14 protein-coding genes are annotated in these 16,315 nt (G+C 68.8%); 8 read left to right on the top strand and 6 right to left on the bottom strand.

What is annotated here, in order from left to right; translation table 11 throughout:
• Window positions 1–95: 95 nt before the first annotated feature.
• The 6 genes from yjfF to ACIPFH_RS03605 form a co-directional block, all read right to left on the bottom strand.
• The gene (gene yjfF, locus ACIPFH_RS03630) at window positions 96–1,118 is read right to left on the bottom strand and encodes a galactofuranose ABC transporter, permease protein YjfF (protein ID WP_356247677.1); all 1,023 of its coding nucleotides are present in this window, start codon (window positions 1,116–1,118) and stop codon (window positions 96–98) included.
• On the bottom strand, window positions 1,118–2,227 hold the full coding sequence (locus tag ACIPFH_RS03625) for an ABC transporter permease (RefSeq protein ID WP_401822693.1): 1,110 nt from the start codon (window positions 2,225–2,227) through the stop codon (window positions 1,118–1,120). The genes yjfF and ACIPFH_RS03625 overlap by 1 nt, the downstream gene beginning before the upstream one ends.
• Window positions 2,224–3,762: a sugar ABC transporter ATP-binding protein gene (locus ACIPFH_RS03620; RefSeq protein WP_401822691.1), complete on the bottom strand. Its 1,539-nt coding sequence runs from the start codon at window positions 3,760–3,762 to the stop codon at window positions 2,224–2,226. Before ACIPFH_RS03620 ends, ACIPFH_RS03625 begins: the two co-directional genes overlap by 4 nt.
• 95 nt (window positions 3,763–3,857) lie before the next feature.
• A complete protein-coding gene (locus tag ACIPFH_RS03615) occupies window positions 3,858–4,865 on the bottom strand; it encodes an ABC transporter substrate-binding protein (RefSeq protein ID WP_356247683.1) in 1,008 nt (335 codons plus the stop codon).
• A 134-nt stretch (window positions 4,866–4,999) separates the two neighbouring features.
• Window positions 5,000–6,046, bottom strand: a complete 1,047-nt coding sequence (locus tag ACIPFH_RS03610) for a LacI family DNA-binding transcriptional regulator (protein WP_401822689.1) — start codon at window positions 6,044–6,046, stop codon at window positions 5,000–5,002.
• 523 nt (window positions 6,047–6,569) lie between these two features.
• Entirely contained in the window at window positions 6,570–7,022 is a 453-nt protein-coding gene (locus ACIPFH_RS03605) for a hypothetical protein (protein ID WP_401822687.1), read from the bottom strand.
• A gap of 168 nt (window positions 7,023–7,190) precedes the next feature.
• Between ACIPFH_RS03605 and ACIPFH_RS03600 the strand changes: the two genes are divergently transcribed.
• The 8 genes from ACIPFH_RS03600 (at window position 7,191) to ACIPFH_RS03565 (ending at window position 16,308) form a co-directional block, all read left to right on the top strand.
• Window positions 7,191–7,430, top strand: a complete 240-nt coding sequence (locus tag ACIPFH_RS03600; protein WP_401822686.1) for a hypothetical protein — start codon at window positions 7,191–7,193, stop codon at window positions 7,428–7,430.
• 334 nt (window positions 7,431–7,764) lie between these two features.
• Complete coding sequence (locus tag ACIPFH_RS03595; protein WP_401822685.1) at window positions 7,765–8,925, top strand: mandelate racemase/muconate lactonizing enzyme family protein; 1,161 nt, start codon at window positions 7,765–7,767, stop codon at window positions 8,923–8,925.
• Window positions 8,922–9,926 carry a zinc-binding dehydrogenase gene (locus ACIPFH_RS03590; RefSeq protein WP_401822683.1) on the top strand — a complete coding sequence of 335 codons (1,005 nt, stop codon included), beginning with the start codon at window positions 8,922–8,924 and terminating at the stop codon, window positions 9,924–9,926. Before ACIPFH_RS03595 ends, ACIPFH_RS03590 begins: the two co-directional genes overlap by 4 nt.
• A gap of 183 nt (window positions 9,927–10,109) precedes the next feature.
• Complete coding sequence (locus ACIPFH_RS03585) at window positions 10,110–11,081, top strand: hypothetical protein (protein WP_401822682.1); 972 nt, start codon at window positions 10,110–10,112, stop codon at window positions 11,079–11,081.
• 143 nt (window positions 11,082–11,224) lie between these two features.
• A complete protein-coding gene (chvE, locus tag ACIPFH_RS03580; protein WP_401822680.1) occupies window positions 11,225–12,331 on the top strand; it encodes a multiple monosaccharide ABC transporter substrate-binding protein in 1,107 nt (368 codons plus the stop codon).
• A 32-nt stretch (window positions 12,332–12,363) separates the two neighbouring features.
• Entirely contained in the window at window positions 12,364–13,917 is a 1,554-nt protein-coding gene (gene mmsA / locus ACIPFH_RS03575) for a multiple monosaccharide ABC transporter ATP-binding protein (RefSeq protein ID WP_401822677.1), read from the top strand.
• Entirely contained in the window at window positions 13,914–15,161 is a 1,248-nt protein-coding gene (gene mmsB, locus ACIPFH_RS03570; RefSeq protein ID WP_401822675.1) for a multiple monosaccharide ABC transporter permease, read from the top strand. Before mmsA ends, mmsB begins: the two co-directional genes overlap by 4 nt.
• A gap of 100 nt (window positions 15,162–15,261) precedes the next feature.
• Window positions 15,262–16,308 carry an aldose epimerase family protein gene (locus tag ACIPFH_RS03565; RefSeq protein ID WP_401823733.1) on the top strand — a complete coding sequence of 349 codons (1,047 nt, stop codon included), beginning with the start codon at window positions 15,262–15,264 and terminating at the stop codon, window positions 16,306–16,308.
• Window positions 16,309–16,315 lie beyond the last annotated feature (7 nt).

The following is a 16,315-nucleotide window of genomic DNA, read 5'->3' as shown; positions in this document are numbered from 1 at the left end:
CCGGAACGGCCTCGGCGCATCCCGGAACGGCCTCGGCCCCGCCGGGAACGGCCTGCCGACGCCACCCGGCTCCGGCCGGGCGCGTCGCCTGCGGCTCAGGTCTTCTTGCGGGTCGTCATGAAGCGCTGGACCAGGATGAACGTGCACAGCAGCACACCCGTGGCGATCTTCGTCCACCAGGAGCTGAGCGTGCCCTCGAACTGGATGATGCTCTTGATCAGGCCCAGCACGAGCACGCCGAACAGCGTGCCCAGCACATACCCGGAGCCACCCGTCAGCAGCGTGCCGCCGATGACGACCGCGGCGATCGCGTCGAGTTCCATACCGGTCGCGTGAAGCGGGTCACCGGACTGGATGTACAGGGTGAAGAGCAGTCCGGCCAGCGCCGAGCAGAACCCGCTCACGGTGTACACGGCGATCTTCGTGCCGCCCTGCGGGAGACCCATCAGCATGGCCGACTGCTCGTTGCCGCCGATGGCGTACACCCGGCGTCCGAAGCGGGTGTAGTGCAGGACGTAGAACGCCACGGCGAGGACGACCAGCGAGACGATCGCGCCGATCGACAGGAAACCCGCCCCCAGCGACACCTGCGCCTGGGCCATGCTGCTCACCGAGGAGTCGCTGATGGAGATCGACTCCTTGCTGATGACCAGGCACAGACCGCGGAAGAGGAACAGGCCGGCGAGAGTCACGATGAAGGGCTGGATCTCGAAGTTGTGGATCACATAGCCCATCAGGAAGCCGCCGAAGGCGCCCACGGCCAGCGCCATCGGGATCACCACCAGGATCGGCAGCCCCTGGCGCTCCACCAGCCAGGCCGTGAACATCGTCGTGAAGCCGATCATCGAACCGACGGACAGGTCGATCCCGCCGGACAGGATGACGAAGGTGACACCGACGGCGGCGACCAGCAGATAGCCGTTGTCGATGAACAGGTTCAGGAAGACCTGCGGTTCGCCGAACCCGTAGTTCTGGTACCGGCTCAGACCCACGAGGTACATCACGAGGAAGAGCAGGGCCGTCACCACGACGGGCAGCCGCCGGTCGCCGAGCAGCCGCGCGGCCTTGGACGGGGTACGGCTTTTGGAGGCCGTGGGGCTCTGGGTGGTCGCGCTCATCACGACACCTCCATCTTGGGTGCGGCCTCGGTCGCCGCGGCGGGGTCGGCCGGGGTCGCGCCCGGCTTGGCGCTTCCCTTCGCGGCGAACCCGGCGGCGAATTTGGCACCGAACACCTTGGCGCGGAACTTCGGGGACTGGAGCAGGCAGACGACGATGACGACGGCGGCCTTGAAGACCAGGTTGGTCTGGGTCGGTACGCCGATGGTGTAGATCGTGGTGGTCAGGGTCTGGATGACGAGGGCGCCGACCACCGTGCCGCCGACGGAGAACCGTCCGCCCAGGAGCGAGGTGCCGCCGATCACCACGGCGAGGATCGCGTCGAGTTCGATCCACAGGCCCGCGTTGTTGCCGTCCGCGGCCGAGGTGTTGGAGCTGATCATCAGGCCGGCGATGCCCGCGCACAGCGCGCAGAACGCGTAGACCATGATCTTGATGCGCCGGGACCTGATGCCCACCAGGCGGCTGGCCTCCGCGTTGCCGCCGACCGCCTCGACCAGCAGGCCGAGAGCCGTGCGGCGGGTCAGCACCACCGTGACGGCCACGACCGCGGCCACCACGAAGATGGAGAACGGCAGGGTCAGCCAGTAGCCGCCGCCGATCAGCTTGTACGGCTCGCTGTTGATGGTGATGATCTGGCCGTCGGTGATCAGCTGGGCGACACCGCGTCCGGCGACCATGATGATCAGGGTGGCGATGATCGGCTGGATGCCCATCCTGGCGACCAGGAAGCCGTTCCACAGGCCGCAGACGACCGCGGCGACCAGGCCCAGGCCCATGGCGAGCAGCACCCCGGACAGGGCGCCCTGGTCGGCCTGGTCACTGATGTACGAGCAGGCCAGCGCCCCGGTGATGGCGACCACGGCGCCGACGGAGAGGTCGATGCCGCCGGTCGCGATGACCAGGGTCATGCCGACCGCCACCAGGATGAGGGGCGATCCGAACAGCACGATCGAGACGAGGCTGCCGTAGAGGTGGCCGTCCGCCATCCGGATGGAGAAGAAGTCGGGGGTGAAGGGAACGTTGACGAGCAGCAGGAGGACCAGGACCGCTACCGGCCAGAACAGGTGGTGGTGGGTCAGCGCTCGCCATCGGGAAGAGGTGGTCACTGGTGCTCTCCGCTCGCGATGGTCTCCAGGATCCGGGTCGTGGTGATCTCGGGTCCGTTGGTGATCTGCGCCACCAGCCGGCGGTCGCGCAGTACTCCGATGGTGTGGCTGAGCCGGAGTACCTCCTCCAGCTCGGCCGCGATGTACAGCACGGACATGCCGTCCTCGGAGAGTGAGACGACGAGTTTCTGGATCTCCGCCTTCGCGCCGATGTCGATGCCGCGCGTCGGCTCGTCCAGGATCAGCAGCTTCGGCTGGGTGATCAGCCAGCGGGCCAGCAGCACCTTCTGCTGGTTGCCGCCGCTGAGCTGGCCCACCCTGGCCTCGGGGTTCGCGGGGCGGATGTCCAGCGCCTTGATGTACTTGGCGACGAGTTCGTCGCGCTGGGCGGCCGGAATGGGCCGGGTCCAGCCGCGCGAGGCCTGCAGGGCAAGGATGATGTTCTCGCGCACCGTCAGATCGGGCACCAGGCCCTCGCTCTTGCGGTTCTCGGAGCAGAAGGCGACACCGGCGCCGATCGCGTCGTTCGGGGCGCTCATCGAGACCTGCCTGCCGCCGATGGACACCTTGCCGGTGTCCGGCTGGTCGGCGCCGAAGAGCAGCCGGGCGAGTTCGGTGCGGCCCGATCCGAGCAGGCCGGCGAGCCCGATCACCTCGCCCTTCTTGATCTTGAGGTCGAACGGGGCGATGCCGCCGGTCCTGCCGAGGCCGTCCGCCTCGAGCAGCGTCTCGCCCGCGTCGGAGTGCAGCTGGTGCTCGTGGAGCTCGTCCAGCTGGCCCATGGCCTTGCCGAGCATGAGCTGGACGAGGCCGACCTGGTCGAGGTCGCTCACCATGTGCTCACCGACGAGGGCGCCGTTGCGCAGTACGGTCATCCGGTCGCAGACCTCGTAGATCTGGTCCAGGAAGTGCGAGACGAACAAGATCGCGACGCCCTCGTCCTTCAACCGCCGCATCAGGGCGAAGAGTTGGAGGACCTCGTCCCGGTCGAGGCTGGAGGTCGGCTCGTCGAGGATCAGCACCTTGGCGGCCGGTCCTTCGCCCTCGCTGCCGCCGGTGCCCAACGACCGCACGATCGCGACCAGTTGCTGCACGGCCAGTGGGTACGAGGACAGGGGGGCGGTGACGTCGATGTCGAGTCCGAGCCGGTCCACCAGCTCCGCCGCCTCCCGCCGCAGCTGCTTCCACTGGATGCGGCCCATGCGGGTCGGTTCACGCCCGATGAAGATGTTCTCCGCCACCGACAGGTTGGGGCAGAGGTTGACCTCCTGGTAGACGGTGCTGATGCCGGCCTGCTGTGCCTGCAACGGGCTGGCGATGCGCACGGATTCGCCGTCCAGCGTGACCGTGCCGCCGTCCAGGGTGTGCACCCCCGTGAGCACCTTGATGAGGGTGGACTTGCCCGCGCCGTTCTCGCCCATCAGGGCGTGGATCTCCCCGGGGAAGAGCCGGAAGTCGACATCCGACAGAGCCCGTACCCCCGGAAACTCCTTGACTATGCCCGTCATTTCCAGGACGGGCCGTGGCTCTGCCATGGCAGCGCTCCTCATTGAGATTCGTTCAGGCCCGCAGGGAGCCCCGGGACCGATGGCTCGGTCGGCCGGAGGCTCCCTGCCGGTGGGTGCGTCGGTCAGTACTTGCGGCTCGGGAGCGCGGCCGCGGCCTGGTCCTGCATGAAGTCGCCCTCCTTGGTCTTGATCCAGCGCTCGACCGTCTCGCCGTTCTTGACCTTCTTCACGACGTCCATCAGCTGGGGGCCGAGCAGCGGGTTGCACTCGACGATGGCGTTGATCTTGCCCTCGGACATGGCCACGAAGCCGTCCTTCACGCCGTCGATCGAGACGATCAGGATGTCCTTGCCGGGCTTCTTGCCCGCCGCCTCGATGGACTGGATGGCGCCGATGGCCATGTCGTCGTTGTGCGCGAAGAGGACGTTGATGTCCGGGTTGGACTGCAGGAAGGCCGCCATGACCTGCTTGCCTCCGGCGCGGGTGAAGTCACCGGTCTGGCTGACGACGACCTTCCAGTCGGCCGCGTGCTTGGCGTCCATGACCTCCTTGAAGCCCTTGGCGCGCTCGATCGCCGGGGCGGCGCCGGTGGTGCCCTCCAGCTGGGCGATCTTCACCGCGCCCTTGTGGCCGGCCTTCGCCAGGACCTTCTCGAGGATGGCGGCCGCGCGGCGGCCCTCGTCGGTGAAGTCGGAGCCGACCAGCGTGACGTACAGGGACTCGTCGGAGGTCTCGACGGAGCGGTCGGTGAGGACCACCGGGATCTTCTTGGCCTTGGCCTCCTTCAGCACCGCGTCCCAGCCGGTGACGACCACCGGGGAGAAGGCGATGACGTCCACTCCCTGGGTGATGTAGCTGCGGATCGCGGAGATCTGGTTCTCCTGCTTCTGCTGGGCGTCGGAGAACTTGAGGGTGTAGCCCGCCTCCTTGGCGGCCGCCTTCACCGAGTCCGTGTTGGCGCTGCGCCAGCCGCTCTCCGAGCCGACCTGGGAGAAGCCGAGCGTGAGCGCCTTGCCGCCGTCCCCGGAGGAGCTGCCGGCCGCGTTGTCGTCCTCCTTGGCGCAGGCCGCCAGGCCGCCCGCCGCCGCCACGCCGACCGCCGCGGTGAGGAAGTTTCTTCTGCTGAGCATGTTCTTCTCCTTTGAAGAGCCGGCCCGGGGATGGACCTGCTGGTACTCGATGGGACCGGCCGCGCTGCGTCCAGCCTGTCGATCACTGTTCGGCATTTCGGCCACACTGCCGGTCAAGGCGTCCGACCGGTCCGTCAGAGGGGCACGCCCTCCGGTTGAGCGGCGGAGGGGAAAGTACTTGCGCGTACGACGAGTTGGGGTTCGACGGCGATCCGGGGCGGGGCGGCGGGTGGCCGGCCCTCGATCATTTCCAGGAGCAGAGCGATGCCCCGCTTGCCCACCGTCGCGAAGTCCTGCCGCACGGTGGTGAGCGGCGGGGCGAAGAACTCCGACTCGGGGATGTCGTCGAAGCCGACCACCGCCACGTCCTGGGGAGTCCGGACGCCCGCCTCGCGCAGGGCCCGCAACACCCCCAGCGCCATCTGGTCGTTGGCGACGAAGACGGCGGTCAGCCCCCGGCCCACCCAGCCGGCCAGTTCCTGGCCCGCACGGTAGCCCGACAGCGGACTCCAGTCCCCGCGCAGCAGCATGGGCGGCTCGACGCCCGCCGCCTCGAGGGTCGCCCGCCAGCCGGCGGCCCGGTCGGCCGCCTCCTGCCAGTCCTCGGGCCCGGCGAGGTGCCAGACGTTGCGGTGGCCGGCGGCCAGCAGGTGACCGGTCGCGAGCCGCGCCCCCAGGTGCTGGTCCACACCGACACCGGGGATGTCCATGCCCGACCCGCCGCCGGCGACCACCACCGGGAACGGATGGCGGAGTTCGGCGAGAGCGTCCACCGCCGAGCGCTGCGGGGCGATGGCGACCACTCCCTCCACCCCGCCCTCACTGAGGTGGTCCAGGGCCTCGGAGAGCTTGTCCATGGTCAGTTCGCGCAGGCTGACCGTCGAGACGAGATAGCCCTCGGCACGCGCCGCCTCCTCCAGCGCGAACAGCGTGCTGGCCGGTCCGTAGAGGGTCGTGTCGGAGGCGACGACACCCAGTGTCCGGGTGCGCCGGGTCGCCAGGGCCCGTGCGGAGAAGTTGCGGCGATAACCCATCTCCTCGATCGCACGCAGGACCCTGGCCCGGGTCGCGTCCCGCACGTTGGGGTGATCCCCCAGCACGCGGGACACGGTCTGGTGCGAGACGCCGGCCAGGCGGGCCACGTCGGCCATGGTGGGCGGCCGGAGCTGAGTGTGTGTCACGTCCGCACCTCCCTGGCGCTGGTCTGCGGATAAGTCGTGTGATGTGGGCGGTCGGCTTCTCGCCGCCGGCTTCACTCCGGAATCCCGGCAGGCTCAACGGCACTGACGGAAAGGGCTAATTGGGACACAACGGGCACGACGCTCGAATCTCCCCCGTGCTGACGTCGGTCACTGACTGGTGAATGCGGAGGTCATTGTGAGCGCTAACAATTCATGGCGGTCAAGAGGGTTGCACGGGAAGCTCGTCACGATTGCATTACGCGCTTGGTCACGGTGACGCATCGCCCCTGGTCAGGGGCTTGAAGGCGGGCCCGGGGCACCTCACCGCGCGGCGGCCCGTCGACGGCCTCCGCGGCGGGGGCACGCCGAATCCGGGCCGGCGCCGGGCGGCATGCGCGATCGCGGGACGTTCGACACATCTCCCTGGACGGACCGTCCAGCCGGGCCGGCGCCCTTCCGACGGCTCACCCGGTGTCCGCGCGCCCGGCCTCTCGGACGGTGCGTGCGGGCCCTCCCCGGAGCGCTACGAGCACCACCACAGGAAGCGCTCGCACGTCTCCGACGGAGACGGGGCCGGGGATGCCCCCGTCGGCGTCGGGTCGGCGGTCGGCGTGGAGCCCGAGCCCGACGGGGTCGATCCGGAGGCAGGCCCCGAGGAGCCGGGGAGGGGGGCCGACTGGGCTTCCTTGTCCGGGGCGGGCGTGGCCGTCCCGTCCGTCGGGGACTCCGACGGCGACGCCGACGGAGAGGCCGAGGGGCTCGGGGAGGACGAGGCCTTGTCCCCACCCGTGCCCGTCCGGTCGTCCAGCGGCTGCGCGGACGCGCTCGGCTCCGCTGCCGACCCGTCGACCTCGGACGACTCTCCCCCGGCCGCCGCCGGGTTGCGCGGGGAGCCGAACCCCGGCGCGTCCACGCCGAGTTCGGCCAGGCTCAGGCCGGCCGCCGCCAGGGCGAAGCCGACGGAGATCAGCACCACACGCTTGCGGCGCCTGCGGTGGACGGAGGCCTTGCGGTCGCGACGGCTCGCGTCCGGTGCGGAGGCCGCGCCCTTGGGACCCCGCCGATCGCCCCGGCCCTGCTCTCGGCGGCGTGCGGCCCGCCCCTGCGGCTCGACGCTCCCGCCTTCGCGATCATCGTGGCCCTCATGATCATCGTCATCGCCGTGATCATCGTGAGCGCCGCGGCCGCCCTGATCGCCGTGAGCGCCGCGGTCGCCGTAATCACCGTAATGGGCGTAATCGTCGCGATCGTCGCGCTCATCGCCACCGCCGTGGCCCGCGTTGTCGGGCGTCTCGTGCGCCGACGCGTACGGCTCCGGCTCCGGCTCGTACGGCTCCGGCGGGTACGCCTCCGGCTCGTACGTCGCGGGCGGATACGCGCGTAGCTGCGGGGCAGGCGCGCCGCACCCCGGGCAGGCGAGGGCGCCGTTGAGGTGCCGTCGGCACGGGTGGCAGTAGTCCATGACGCGGGAAGACTAAGTTCCAGGACGGTCACACACCCGGGTTCACCTGTGAAAGTTGTGTGGGAAACCGGCCATACCGGCGCGGTAACTTAAGTGACCTGGCCCACACCGCCGCTGCCCAAGTTTCGAAAGGAGCATCGAAACCGTCGAAACCGTTACCTGTTCGACCCATTGACACTCCCCTCGCCCGGTCTTTACTGTCTGCCCAGCATTTCGAACATGTGACGAAATCTCGAACAGCCGAAGGGTAACTTCCGTGCGCATCACCGGAATCAGCACACACGTGGTCGGGACGCCGTGGCGCAACCTGACCTACGTCCTGGTGCACACCGACGAGGGCATCACGGGTGTCGGAGAGACCCGCATGCTGGGGCACACCGACGCGCTGATCGGCTACCTGAAGGAGGCCGAGGCCAACCACATTCTCGGCTCCGACCCGTTCGCTGTCGAGGACCTCGTGCGCCGCATGAAGTACGGCGACTACGGGCGGGCCGGCGAGATCGTGATGTCGGGCATCGCCGTGGTCGAGATGGCCTGCTGGGACATCAAGGGCAAGGCTCTGGGCGTGCCCGTCTGGCAGCTCCTCGGCGGCAAGGTCACCGACAAGGTCAAGGCCTACGCAAACGGCTGGTACACCACCGAGCGGACCCCGGAGGCCTACCACAAGGCCGCCAAGGGAGTCATGGAGCGCGGCTACAAGGCGCTCAAGATCGACCCCTTCGGCACCGGGCACTTCGAGCTGGACCACCAGCAGACCCTGTACGCCGTCTCCCTCATCGAGGCCGTGCGCGACGCCATCGGGCCGGACTCCGAGCTGATGCTGGAGATGCACGGCCGCTTCTCCCCCGCCACGGCCATCCGGCTCGCGAACGAGCTCGCGCCCTTCAAGCCCGCGTGGCTGGAGGAGCCGTGCCCGCCGGAAAACCTGAAGGCCCTGGAGAAGGTCGCCGCCAAGGTCGACATCCCGGTCGCCACCGGTGAGCGCATCCACGACCGCATCGAGTTCCGCGAGCTCTTCGAGAGCCAGGCCGTGGACATCATCCAGCCGGACGTCGGCCACATCGGCGGCATCTGGGAGACCCGGAAGCTGGCCGCCACCGCCGAGGCGCACTACGTGCTCGTCGCCCCGCACAACGTCGGTGGCCCGGTCCTCACCGCCGCCTCCCTCCAGGTCGGGTTCACCTCCCCGAACTTCAAGATCCTCGAGCACTTCAACGACTTCGCGGACGCGGATATCAAGAAGGTCGTCAAGGGCGCGCCGGAGGTGATCGACGGCTACTTCCACCTCTCCGACAAGCCCGGTCTCGGTGTCGAGCTCGACGTCGACGCCGCCGCCGAGTTCCCGCAGCAGCAGGCCCGCTTCGACCTCTGGGCCGAGGGCTGGGAGCAGCGCAAGCCGAAGGGCAGCGACAAGTGAGCACGGCGGTCGTCGTCGAGGCGCCGGGCGAGCACCGGCTCGTCCCGCACGAGCCGCGGCGGCCGGAACCCGGCGAGGCGCTGGTCCGGGTGCACGCCACCGGCATCTGCGGCAGCGACCGCGAGGTGTACCAGGGCAACCGGCCCGAGGGCTACGTCCGCTACCCCCTGACCCCCGGCCACGAGTGGTCCGGGACGGTCGAGGCGGTCGGCGCCGGGGTCCCCTCGTCGCTCGTCGGCCGCAAGGTCGTCGGTGAGGGCTTCCGCAACTGCCAGGTCTGCGACCGCTGCCACGCGGGCGAGACCACGCTGTGCACGGACGGGTACGAGGAGACCGGCTTCACCCAGCCGGGGGCCATGGCCGCCACCCTCACCCTCCCGGCCCGGCTGCTGCACGTCCTGGCCGACGACGCCGACCTCACGGCGGCGGCCCTGCTCGAACCGGCCGCCTGCATCGCGGCCGCCGCGATCAAGGCGCGGGCGCTGCCCGGTGAGAAGGTGGCCGTCGTCGGCACCGGCACCCTGGGCATGTTCGCAGTCCAGTTCCTCAAGGCGGGCTCCCCGGCCGAGCTGCTGGTCGTGGGCACGCGCCGCGACCGGGAGGGGCTCTCCAGGCAGTTCGGCGCCTCCGACTTCCGGACCCGGGACGAAGAGCTGCCGGACGACTTCGACGTCGTCATCGAGACCGCGGGATCGGCGTCCGCCGCACGTACCGCCGCCTCGCTGCTCAGGCGCGGTGGACGGCTGGTGCTGACGGGGATCCCGGCGGCCGGCGCCGAGGGGCTCGACCCGACGGACCTCGTCGTACGGCAGCTGGAGGTGCACACCGTCTTCGGCGCGCCGCCGGACGCCTGGTCGCACACCGTCCGGGTGTTCGGCGCCGGGCTGCTGGATCCGCTGCCGCTGGTGACGCACGAGCTGCCGCTCGCCGAGTTCTCCGAGGCGATCGAGCTGGTCGGATCCGGCGACCCGAAGGTGGGCAAGGTGCTGCTCAAGCCATAGGCCGTGTCCGAGAAGCACCGCCCGGCCTCCGGGCAGGCGGCGCTGCCTCGCGGACACGGCACGGCCCCGACAAGCCGTACGCCGGTGCGGAGCGACCTGACCGCCCCGCACCGGCGTACACCCAAACCCCGCACGACCTGAGCCGCGAACCTTGACCGACATATCGAACACGAAGGACGAGATGTGACCACCGACGCTTCCGCCACGGCGGCCCGCCGACCCGGTGAGCAGGCGCTCACCGCGCTCGGTCTGGGCGCGCCCGCCCTCGACCCCGCCGACGCCTCCTCCCACTCCTTCCCGGGCGGCGGCCGCTGGCGCACCGAGGTCCCTTCGTGCGAGGGTCCCGAAGCGCTGGCCGTCATCCTCAAGGAGGCCTCGCGCCTCGACGTGCCGATCCACCGGATCAGCCAGGGCAGCGGCGTGTGGATGCTGACGGACGCCGAGATCACCGAGATGGTCGACGCCACCGGCGAGCGTGACATCGAGCTCTGCCTGTTCACCGGGCCGCGCGGCACCTGGGACATCGGCGCCTCGACCCGTACCGACTCCAGAGGCGGCGGGCTGCGCGCCCGCGGTCACGACGCCGTGGCCGGATGCGTCGAAGACGCCGTCCGGGCAACGGAGTTGGGCGTCAAGTGCCTGCTCGTCGCCGACGAGGGCGTGCTGTGGACGCTGCACCGGGCGCGGCTGGCCGGCCTCATCCCGGCCGACACGACACTGAAGGTGTCGGCGCTCATCGGCCCCGTCAACCCGGCGGCGTACGCGGTGTACGAGCGGCTCGGCGCGGACTCCGTCAACGTGCCCAGCGATCTGACGCTGGATCATCTCACCGAGATCCGCCGGGTGTCGGGCGCTCCCATGGACATGTACATCGAGGCTCCCGACGATCTCGGCGGCTACATCCGGATGTACGAGGTCGCCGAACTGATCCGGCGCGGCGCGCCGCTCTACCTCAAATTCGGCCTGTCGAAGACCCCGGGGATCTACCCCTACGGCCACCATCTGCGGGATCTGACCCTCTCCACGGCACGGGAGCGGGTGCGCCGCGGACGGCTCGCCCTCGACCTCCTCGCGCGCCACGGAGCCGACGGCGACATGGCTCCTCTGGGCTCGCGCCTGCCGGGTGATCTGAACCGGTTCGACATTCAGTCATAACGTTCCGGAAACCCTGCTTCACAGAAGACGACACAGGCGCGCAGAATCCCACACATCTCCTCTCGGTCTTCACGGCGTCACTTCCGGGAGCGCCCCTCGCACCGCGAGACCGATCCCTGCCACACACATCAAGGATGATGAACATGCGTAACCGCAGAGCCGCCCTCGCCGCCATAGCCGGAGCCGCCTCCCTCGCCCTGACCCTGAGCGCCTGCGGGCAGTCCGGTGACGGCGGCAGCAAGGCAGACTCGGGCGACTCCAAGGGCGGGACGATCGGCATCGCGATGCCGACCAAGTCCTCCGAGCGTTGGATCACCGACGGCGCCAACGTCGAGAAGGACCTCAAGGCCAAGGGCTACAAGACCAAGCTGGTCTTCGGCGAGGACGACCCCGACCAGCAGGTCTCGCAGATCGAGAACCTGATCACCCAGGGTGTCAAGGCGCTGATCGTGGCCGCCATCGACAACAAGTCCCTGAACAACGTCCTCCAGCAGGCCGCCGACGCCAAGATCCCGGTCATCTCCTACGACCGCCTGATCCTCGGCACGAAGAACGTCGACTACTACGCGTCCTTCGACAACGAGAAGGTCGGCAAGCTCCAGGCCGGCTACATCGTCGACAAGCTGGGCCTGGCGAGCGGCAAGGGTCCGTTCAACATCGAACTGTTCGCCGGTTCCAACGACGACAACAACACCAAGTACTTCTTCAACGGTGCGATGAGCGTGCTCCAGCCGTACATCGACAGCAAGAAGCTGGTGGTCAAGTCCGGCCAGACCAAGATCACCCAGGTCACCACCCTGCGCTGGGACGGCGCCACCGCCCAGAAGCGCATGGAGGACATCCTCACCTCGTCGTACAAGTCCGGCAAGGTCGACGCGGTGCTGTCGCCCTACGACGGCATCTCCATCGGCATCATCGCCGCGCTGAAGTCGGACGGCTACGGCGCCGCCAACAAGCCCCTGCCGGTCATCAGCGGCCAGGACGCCGAGCTGGCCTCCGTGAAGTCGATCATCGCCGGTCAGCAGTCGATGACCGTCTACAAGGACCTCCGCAAGCTCGCCCAGGTCGCCACGGACATGGTCGACGCCTCCCTCAACGGCAAGAAGCCCGAGATCAACGACACCAAGTCGTACGACAACGGCACCAAGGTCGTCCCGGCCTACCTGCTCCAGCCGGTGAGCGTCGACAAGACGAACTACGAGAAGGAGCTCGTCCAGGGCGGCTACTACACGGCGGACCAGCTCAAGTAAGCGTCGAACCTTACGGATTGGAAGGCACGACCATGGCGGGACCCGTCCTGGAAATGCGCTCGATCGTCAAGACCTTTCCCGGCGTCAAGGCACTGTCGGACGTCACACTGACTGTCCGTCAGGGCGAGGTCCATGCCATCTGCGGTGAGAACGGCGCCGGAAAGTCGACCTTGATGAAGGTGCTCTCCGGCGTCCATCCACACGGTACCTACGAGGGCGACATCCTCTTCGAGGGAGAGGTCGTCCAGTTCAAGGACATCCGGGCGAGCGAGCAGCACGGCATCGTCATCATCCACCAGGAGCTGGCGCTGTCGCCGTACCTCTCCCTGGCGGAGAACATCTTCCTCGGCAACGAACACGCCAAGGGCGGGTTCATCGACTGGCGGGAAACCCTGCGGCACGCCTCGGAGCTGCTGCGCCGGGTCGGTCTCGACGACCATCCGGAGACCCGCGTCGCCGACATCGGCGTGGGCAAGCAGCAGCTCGTGGAGATCGCGAAGGCGCTGTCGAAGAAGGTGAAGCTGCTCATCCTGGATGAGCCGACGGCGGCGCTGAACGACGAGGACAGCGGCAAACTCCTGGATCTCATGCTGGAGTTGAAGAAGCAGGGCATCACCTCGATCATCATCTCCCACAAGCTCAACGAGATCCGCAAGGTCGCGGACTCGGTGACGATCATCCGCGACGGGCACTCCATCGAGACGCTCGACGTGAAGTCGGCGGAGACGACCGAGGACCGGATCATCAGCGGCATGGTCGGCCGCGACCTCGACCACCGCTTCCCCGAGCGCACCCCGCACGAGGCGGCGGAGAAGAACGCGGCGCCGGCCCTGGAGATCCGCGACTGGACCGTGCACCACCCGATCGACCAGCAGCGCAAGGTGGTCGACGACGTGTCGATCCAGGTGCGCCGCGGGGAGATCGTCGGCATCGCCGGTCTCATGGGCGCCGGCCGCACCGAGCTCGCGATGAGCGTCTTCGGGCGCAGCTACGGCCGGCACGCGGGCGGCACGGTCCTCAAGGACGGCAAGGAGATCCGCACGAAGACGGTCGCCGAGGCGATCGGCCACGGGATCGCCTACGTCACCGAGGACCGCAAGCACTACGGCCTCAACCTCATCGACACGATCAACCGCAACATCTCGCTGACGGCCCTGAGCAAGGTCGCCAAGCGGGGTGTGGTCGACGAGCAGGAGGAGCGGCAGGTCTCCGAGGGCTACCGCAAGTCCATGAACATCAAGGCGCCGACCGTCTTCGAGCCGGTGGGCAAGCTGTCCGGCGGCAACCAGCAGAAGGTCGTCCTCAGCAAGTGGATCTTCGCGGGTCCCGACGTGCTGATTCTGGACGAGCCCACGCGCGGTATCGACGTCGGCGCCAAGTTCGAGATCTACACGGTCATCGACCAGCTGGCCGCCCAGGGCAAGGCGGTCGTCTTCATCTCCTCCGAGCTGCCGGAACTGCTCGGCATGTGCGACCGCATCTACACGATGGCCGCCGGACGGCTCACGGGCGAGTTCCCGCGGGCCGAGGCCACGCAGGAAGTGCTGATGCGTCAGATGACGAAGGACAAAGAGGTAACGCGATGAGCACGGACGTGACCGACAAGAGCCCGGCGGCCGCGCCGCCCGGGAAGAGCGGGGGCTCCGCCTCCGGCGGCGGGCTGCTGCAACTGGTGGTGGACGGCCTGCGGCGCAACATGCGGCAGTACGGCATGCTGATCGCGCTCGGCCTGCTCGTGGTCCTGTTCCAGGTGTGGACCGGCGGCGACCTGCTGCTGCCGCGCAACGTCTCCAACCTGGTCCTGCAGAACAGCTACATCCTGATCCTCGCGATCGGCATGATGCTGGTGATCATCGCGGGTCACATCGACCTTTCGGTCGGTTCGGTGACAGCGTTCGTGGGCTCCTTCGCGGCCGTCCTCACGGTGCAGCACGACGTGGCGTGGCCCGTCGCGCTGGTGCTGTGCCTGATCGTGGGCGCGGTGGCCGGCTCGGTGCAGGGCTTCCTGATCGCCTATCTCGGCATACCCTCCTTCATCGTCACCCTCGCGGGCATGCTGCTCTTCCGCGGTCTGACAGAGATCCTCCTGGAGGGCCAGACCCTCGGCCCGTTCCCCGACGGTCTGCAGAAGATGGGCAACGGCTTCCTGCCGGAGGTCGGCCCGAACACCAACTACCACAACCTCACGCTGCTGCTGGGCTTCGCCCTGCTGGCCTTCGTGGTCCTCCAGGAGATCCGCGACCGCAAGCGCCAGCAGGAGTTCTCGCTGGAGGTCGTGCCCAGGAACCTCTTCCTGCTCAAGCTCGTCGCCATCGCCGCCGCGGTCCTCACCGTCACCATGCTGCTCGCCAGCTACAAGGGCGCGCCGATCATCCTGATCATCCTCGGCGCGCTGGTCGTCGGGTACGGCTACGTCATGCGCAACGCCGTGTTCGGCCGTCACATCTACGCCATCGGCGGCAACCTGCCCGCGGCGAAGCTGTCCGGCGTCAGGGACAAGAAGGTCACCTTCCTGGTCTTCCTGAACATGGGCGTGCTCGCGGCCCTGGCGGGTCTGGTGGTCGCCGCCCGTCTGAACGCGGCCTCGCCGAAGGCGGGTCTGAGCTTCGAACTCGAGGCGATCGCCTCGTCGTTCATCGGCGGCGCCTCCATGAGCGGCGGTGTCGGCACCGTCCTCGGCGCCATCATCGGTGGTCTCGTCCTCGGTGTGCTGAACAACGGAATGAACCTCCTCAGCGTCGGCAGCGACTGGCAGCAGGTCATCAAGGGCCTCGCCCTGCTGATCGCGGTCGGGTTCGACGTCTGGAACAAGCGCAAGTCGGGTTCCTGAACCTGAACGGGCCCCGCCGGAAGGCGGGGCCCGTTCTGTTTCCGGAGCGGCAGCAGGCCGAAGACGGGCAGTCGTAGGCGGGAAGGGAAGGCAAGACGTGGTGAAGACGCTCTTCGGCAAGCTCGCCGACGGCACCGAGATCCACAGCTGGGCGCTGGAGAACGGCGGCACCCGGCTGAAGGTCCTCTCCTGGGGCGGCATCGTCCAGTCCCTGGAGATCCCCGACCGACACGGCCGGCACGCCAACGTCTGTCTCGGCTTCGACGACATCGAGGACTACGTCGCCAGGACGCCGTACTTCGGCGCGTTGATCGGCCGCTACGGCAACCGCATCGGCGACGGGCGGTTCACCCTGGACGGCGAGGCCCACCAGGTCGACGTCAACGACGGCGTGAACAGCCTGCACGGCGGCGCCACCGGCTTCGACAGGCAGGTGTGGGACGTCGAGCCGTTCACCGAGGGCTCCGACGTCGGCCTGCGTCTGCGCCGCACGAGCGCCGACGGGGAGATGGGCTACCCGGGCACGCTCGCCGTGCAGGTCACGTACACCCTCACCGAGCGCGGTGACTGGCGCGTCGACTACGAGGCCACCACCGACCGGGCCACCGTCGTCAACCTCACCAGCCACGTCTATTGGAACCTCGCCGGCGAGAGCGGCGGCACCGTCGAGGACCACGAACTCACGATCGCCGCCGCCCGCTACACCCCCACCGACGCGGGCCTGATCCCCACCGGCGAACTCGCCGAGGTCTCCGGCACGCCCTTCGACTTCCGCGAGACCAGGACGATCGGACGTGACCTGCGGGCCGGCCACGTCCAGCAGGTCCAGGCCCAGGGCTACGACCACAACTGGGTCCTCGACAAGGGCGTCACCGCCGAGCCGGTGCACGTGGCCACGCTGCGCGATCCGGGCTCCGGCCGCACCCTGGAGATCGCCACCGACCAGCCGGGGCTCCAGTTCTACTCCGGGAACTTCCTCGACGGCACCCTCGTCGGCACCGGCGGCCGCGCCTACCGCCAGGGCGACGCCCTCTGCCTGGAGACCCAGCACTTCCCGGATTCGCCGAACCAGCCGACGTTCCCCTCGACGGTACTGCGACCTGGGCAGACCTACCGGACGACGACGGTCCACTCGTTCGGCTCCTGACCCGCTT

This window comes from Streptomyces sp. NPDC088157 (assembly GCF_044741545.1).
Taxonomy (GTDB): domain Bacteria; phylum Actinomycetota; class Actinomycetes; order Streptomycetales; family Streptomycetaceae; genus Streptomyces.
Note: the sequence above shows the minus strand (reverse complement) of the source record. Positions and strands in the feature narration are given on the sequence as shown.

What these genes read in the sequence shown, in the direction of transcription:
- yjfF (WP_356247677.1), bottom strand. Translation starts at nt 1,118, where the DNA reads ATGAGCGCGACCACCCAGAGCCCCACGGCCTCCAAAAGCCGTACCCCG.
- ACIPFH_RS03620 (WP_401822691.1), bottom strand. Translation starts at nt 3,762, where the DNA reads ATGGCAGAGCCACGGCCCGTCCTGGAAATGACGGGCATAGTCAAGGAG.
- ACIPFH_RS03615 (WP_356247683.1), bottom strand. Translation starts at nt 4,865, where the DNA reads ATGCTCAGCAGAAGAAACTTCCTCACCGCGGCGGTCGGCGTGGCGGCG.
- ACIPFH_RS03600 (WP_401822686.1), top strand. Translation starts at nt 7,191, where the DNA reads ATGATCATCGTCATCGCCGTGATCATCGTGAGCGCCGCGGCCGCCCTG.
- chvE (WP_401822680.1), top strand. Translation starts at nt 11,225, where the DNA reads ATGCGTAACCGCAGAGCCGCCCTCGCCGCCATAGCCGGAGCCGCCTCC.
- mmsA (WP_401822677.1), top strand. Translation starts at nt 12,364, where the DNA reads ATGGCGGGACCCGTCCTGGAAATGCGCTCGATCGTCAAGACCTTTCCC.
- mmsB (WP_401822675.1), top strand. Translation starts at nt 13,914, where the DNA reads ATGAGCACGGACGTGACCGACAAGAGCCCGGCGGCCGCGCCGCCCGGG.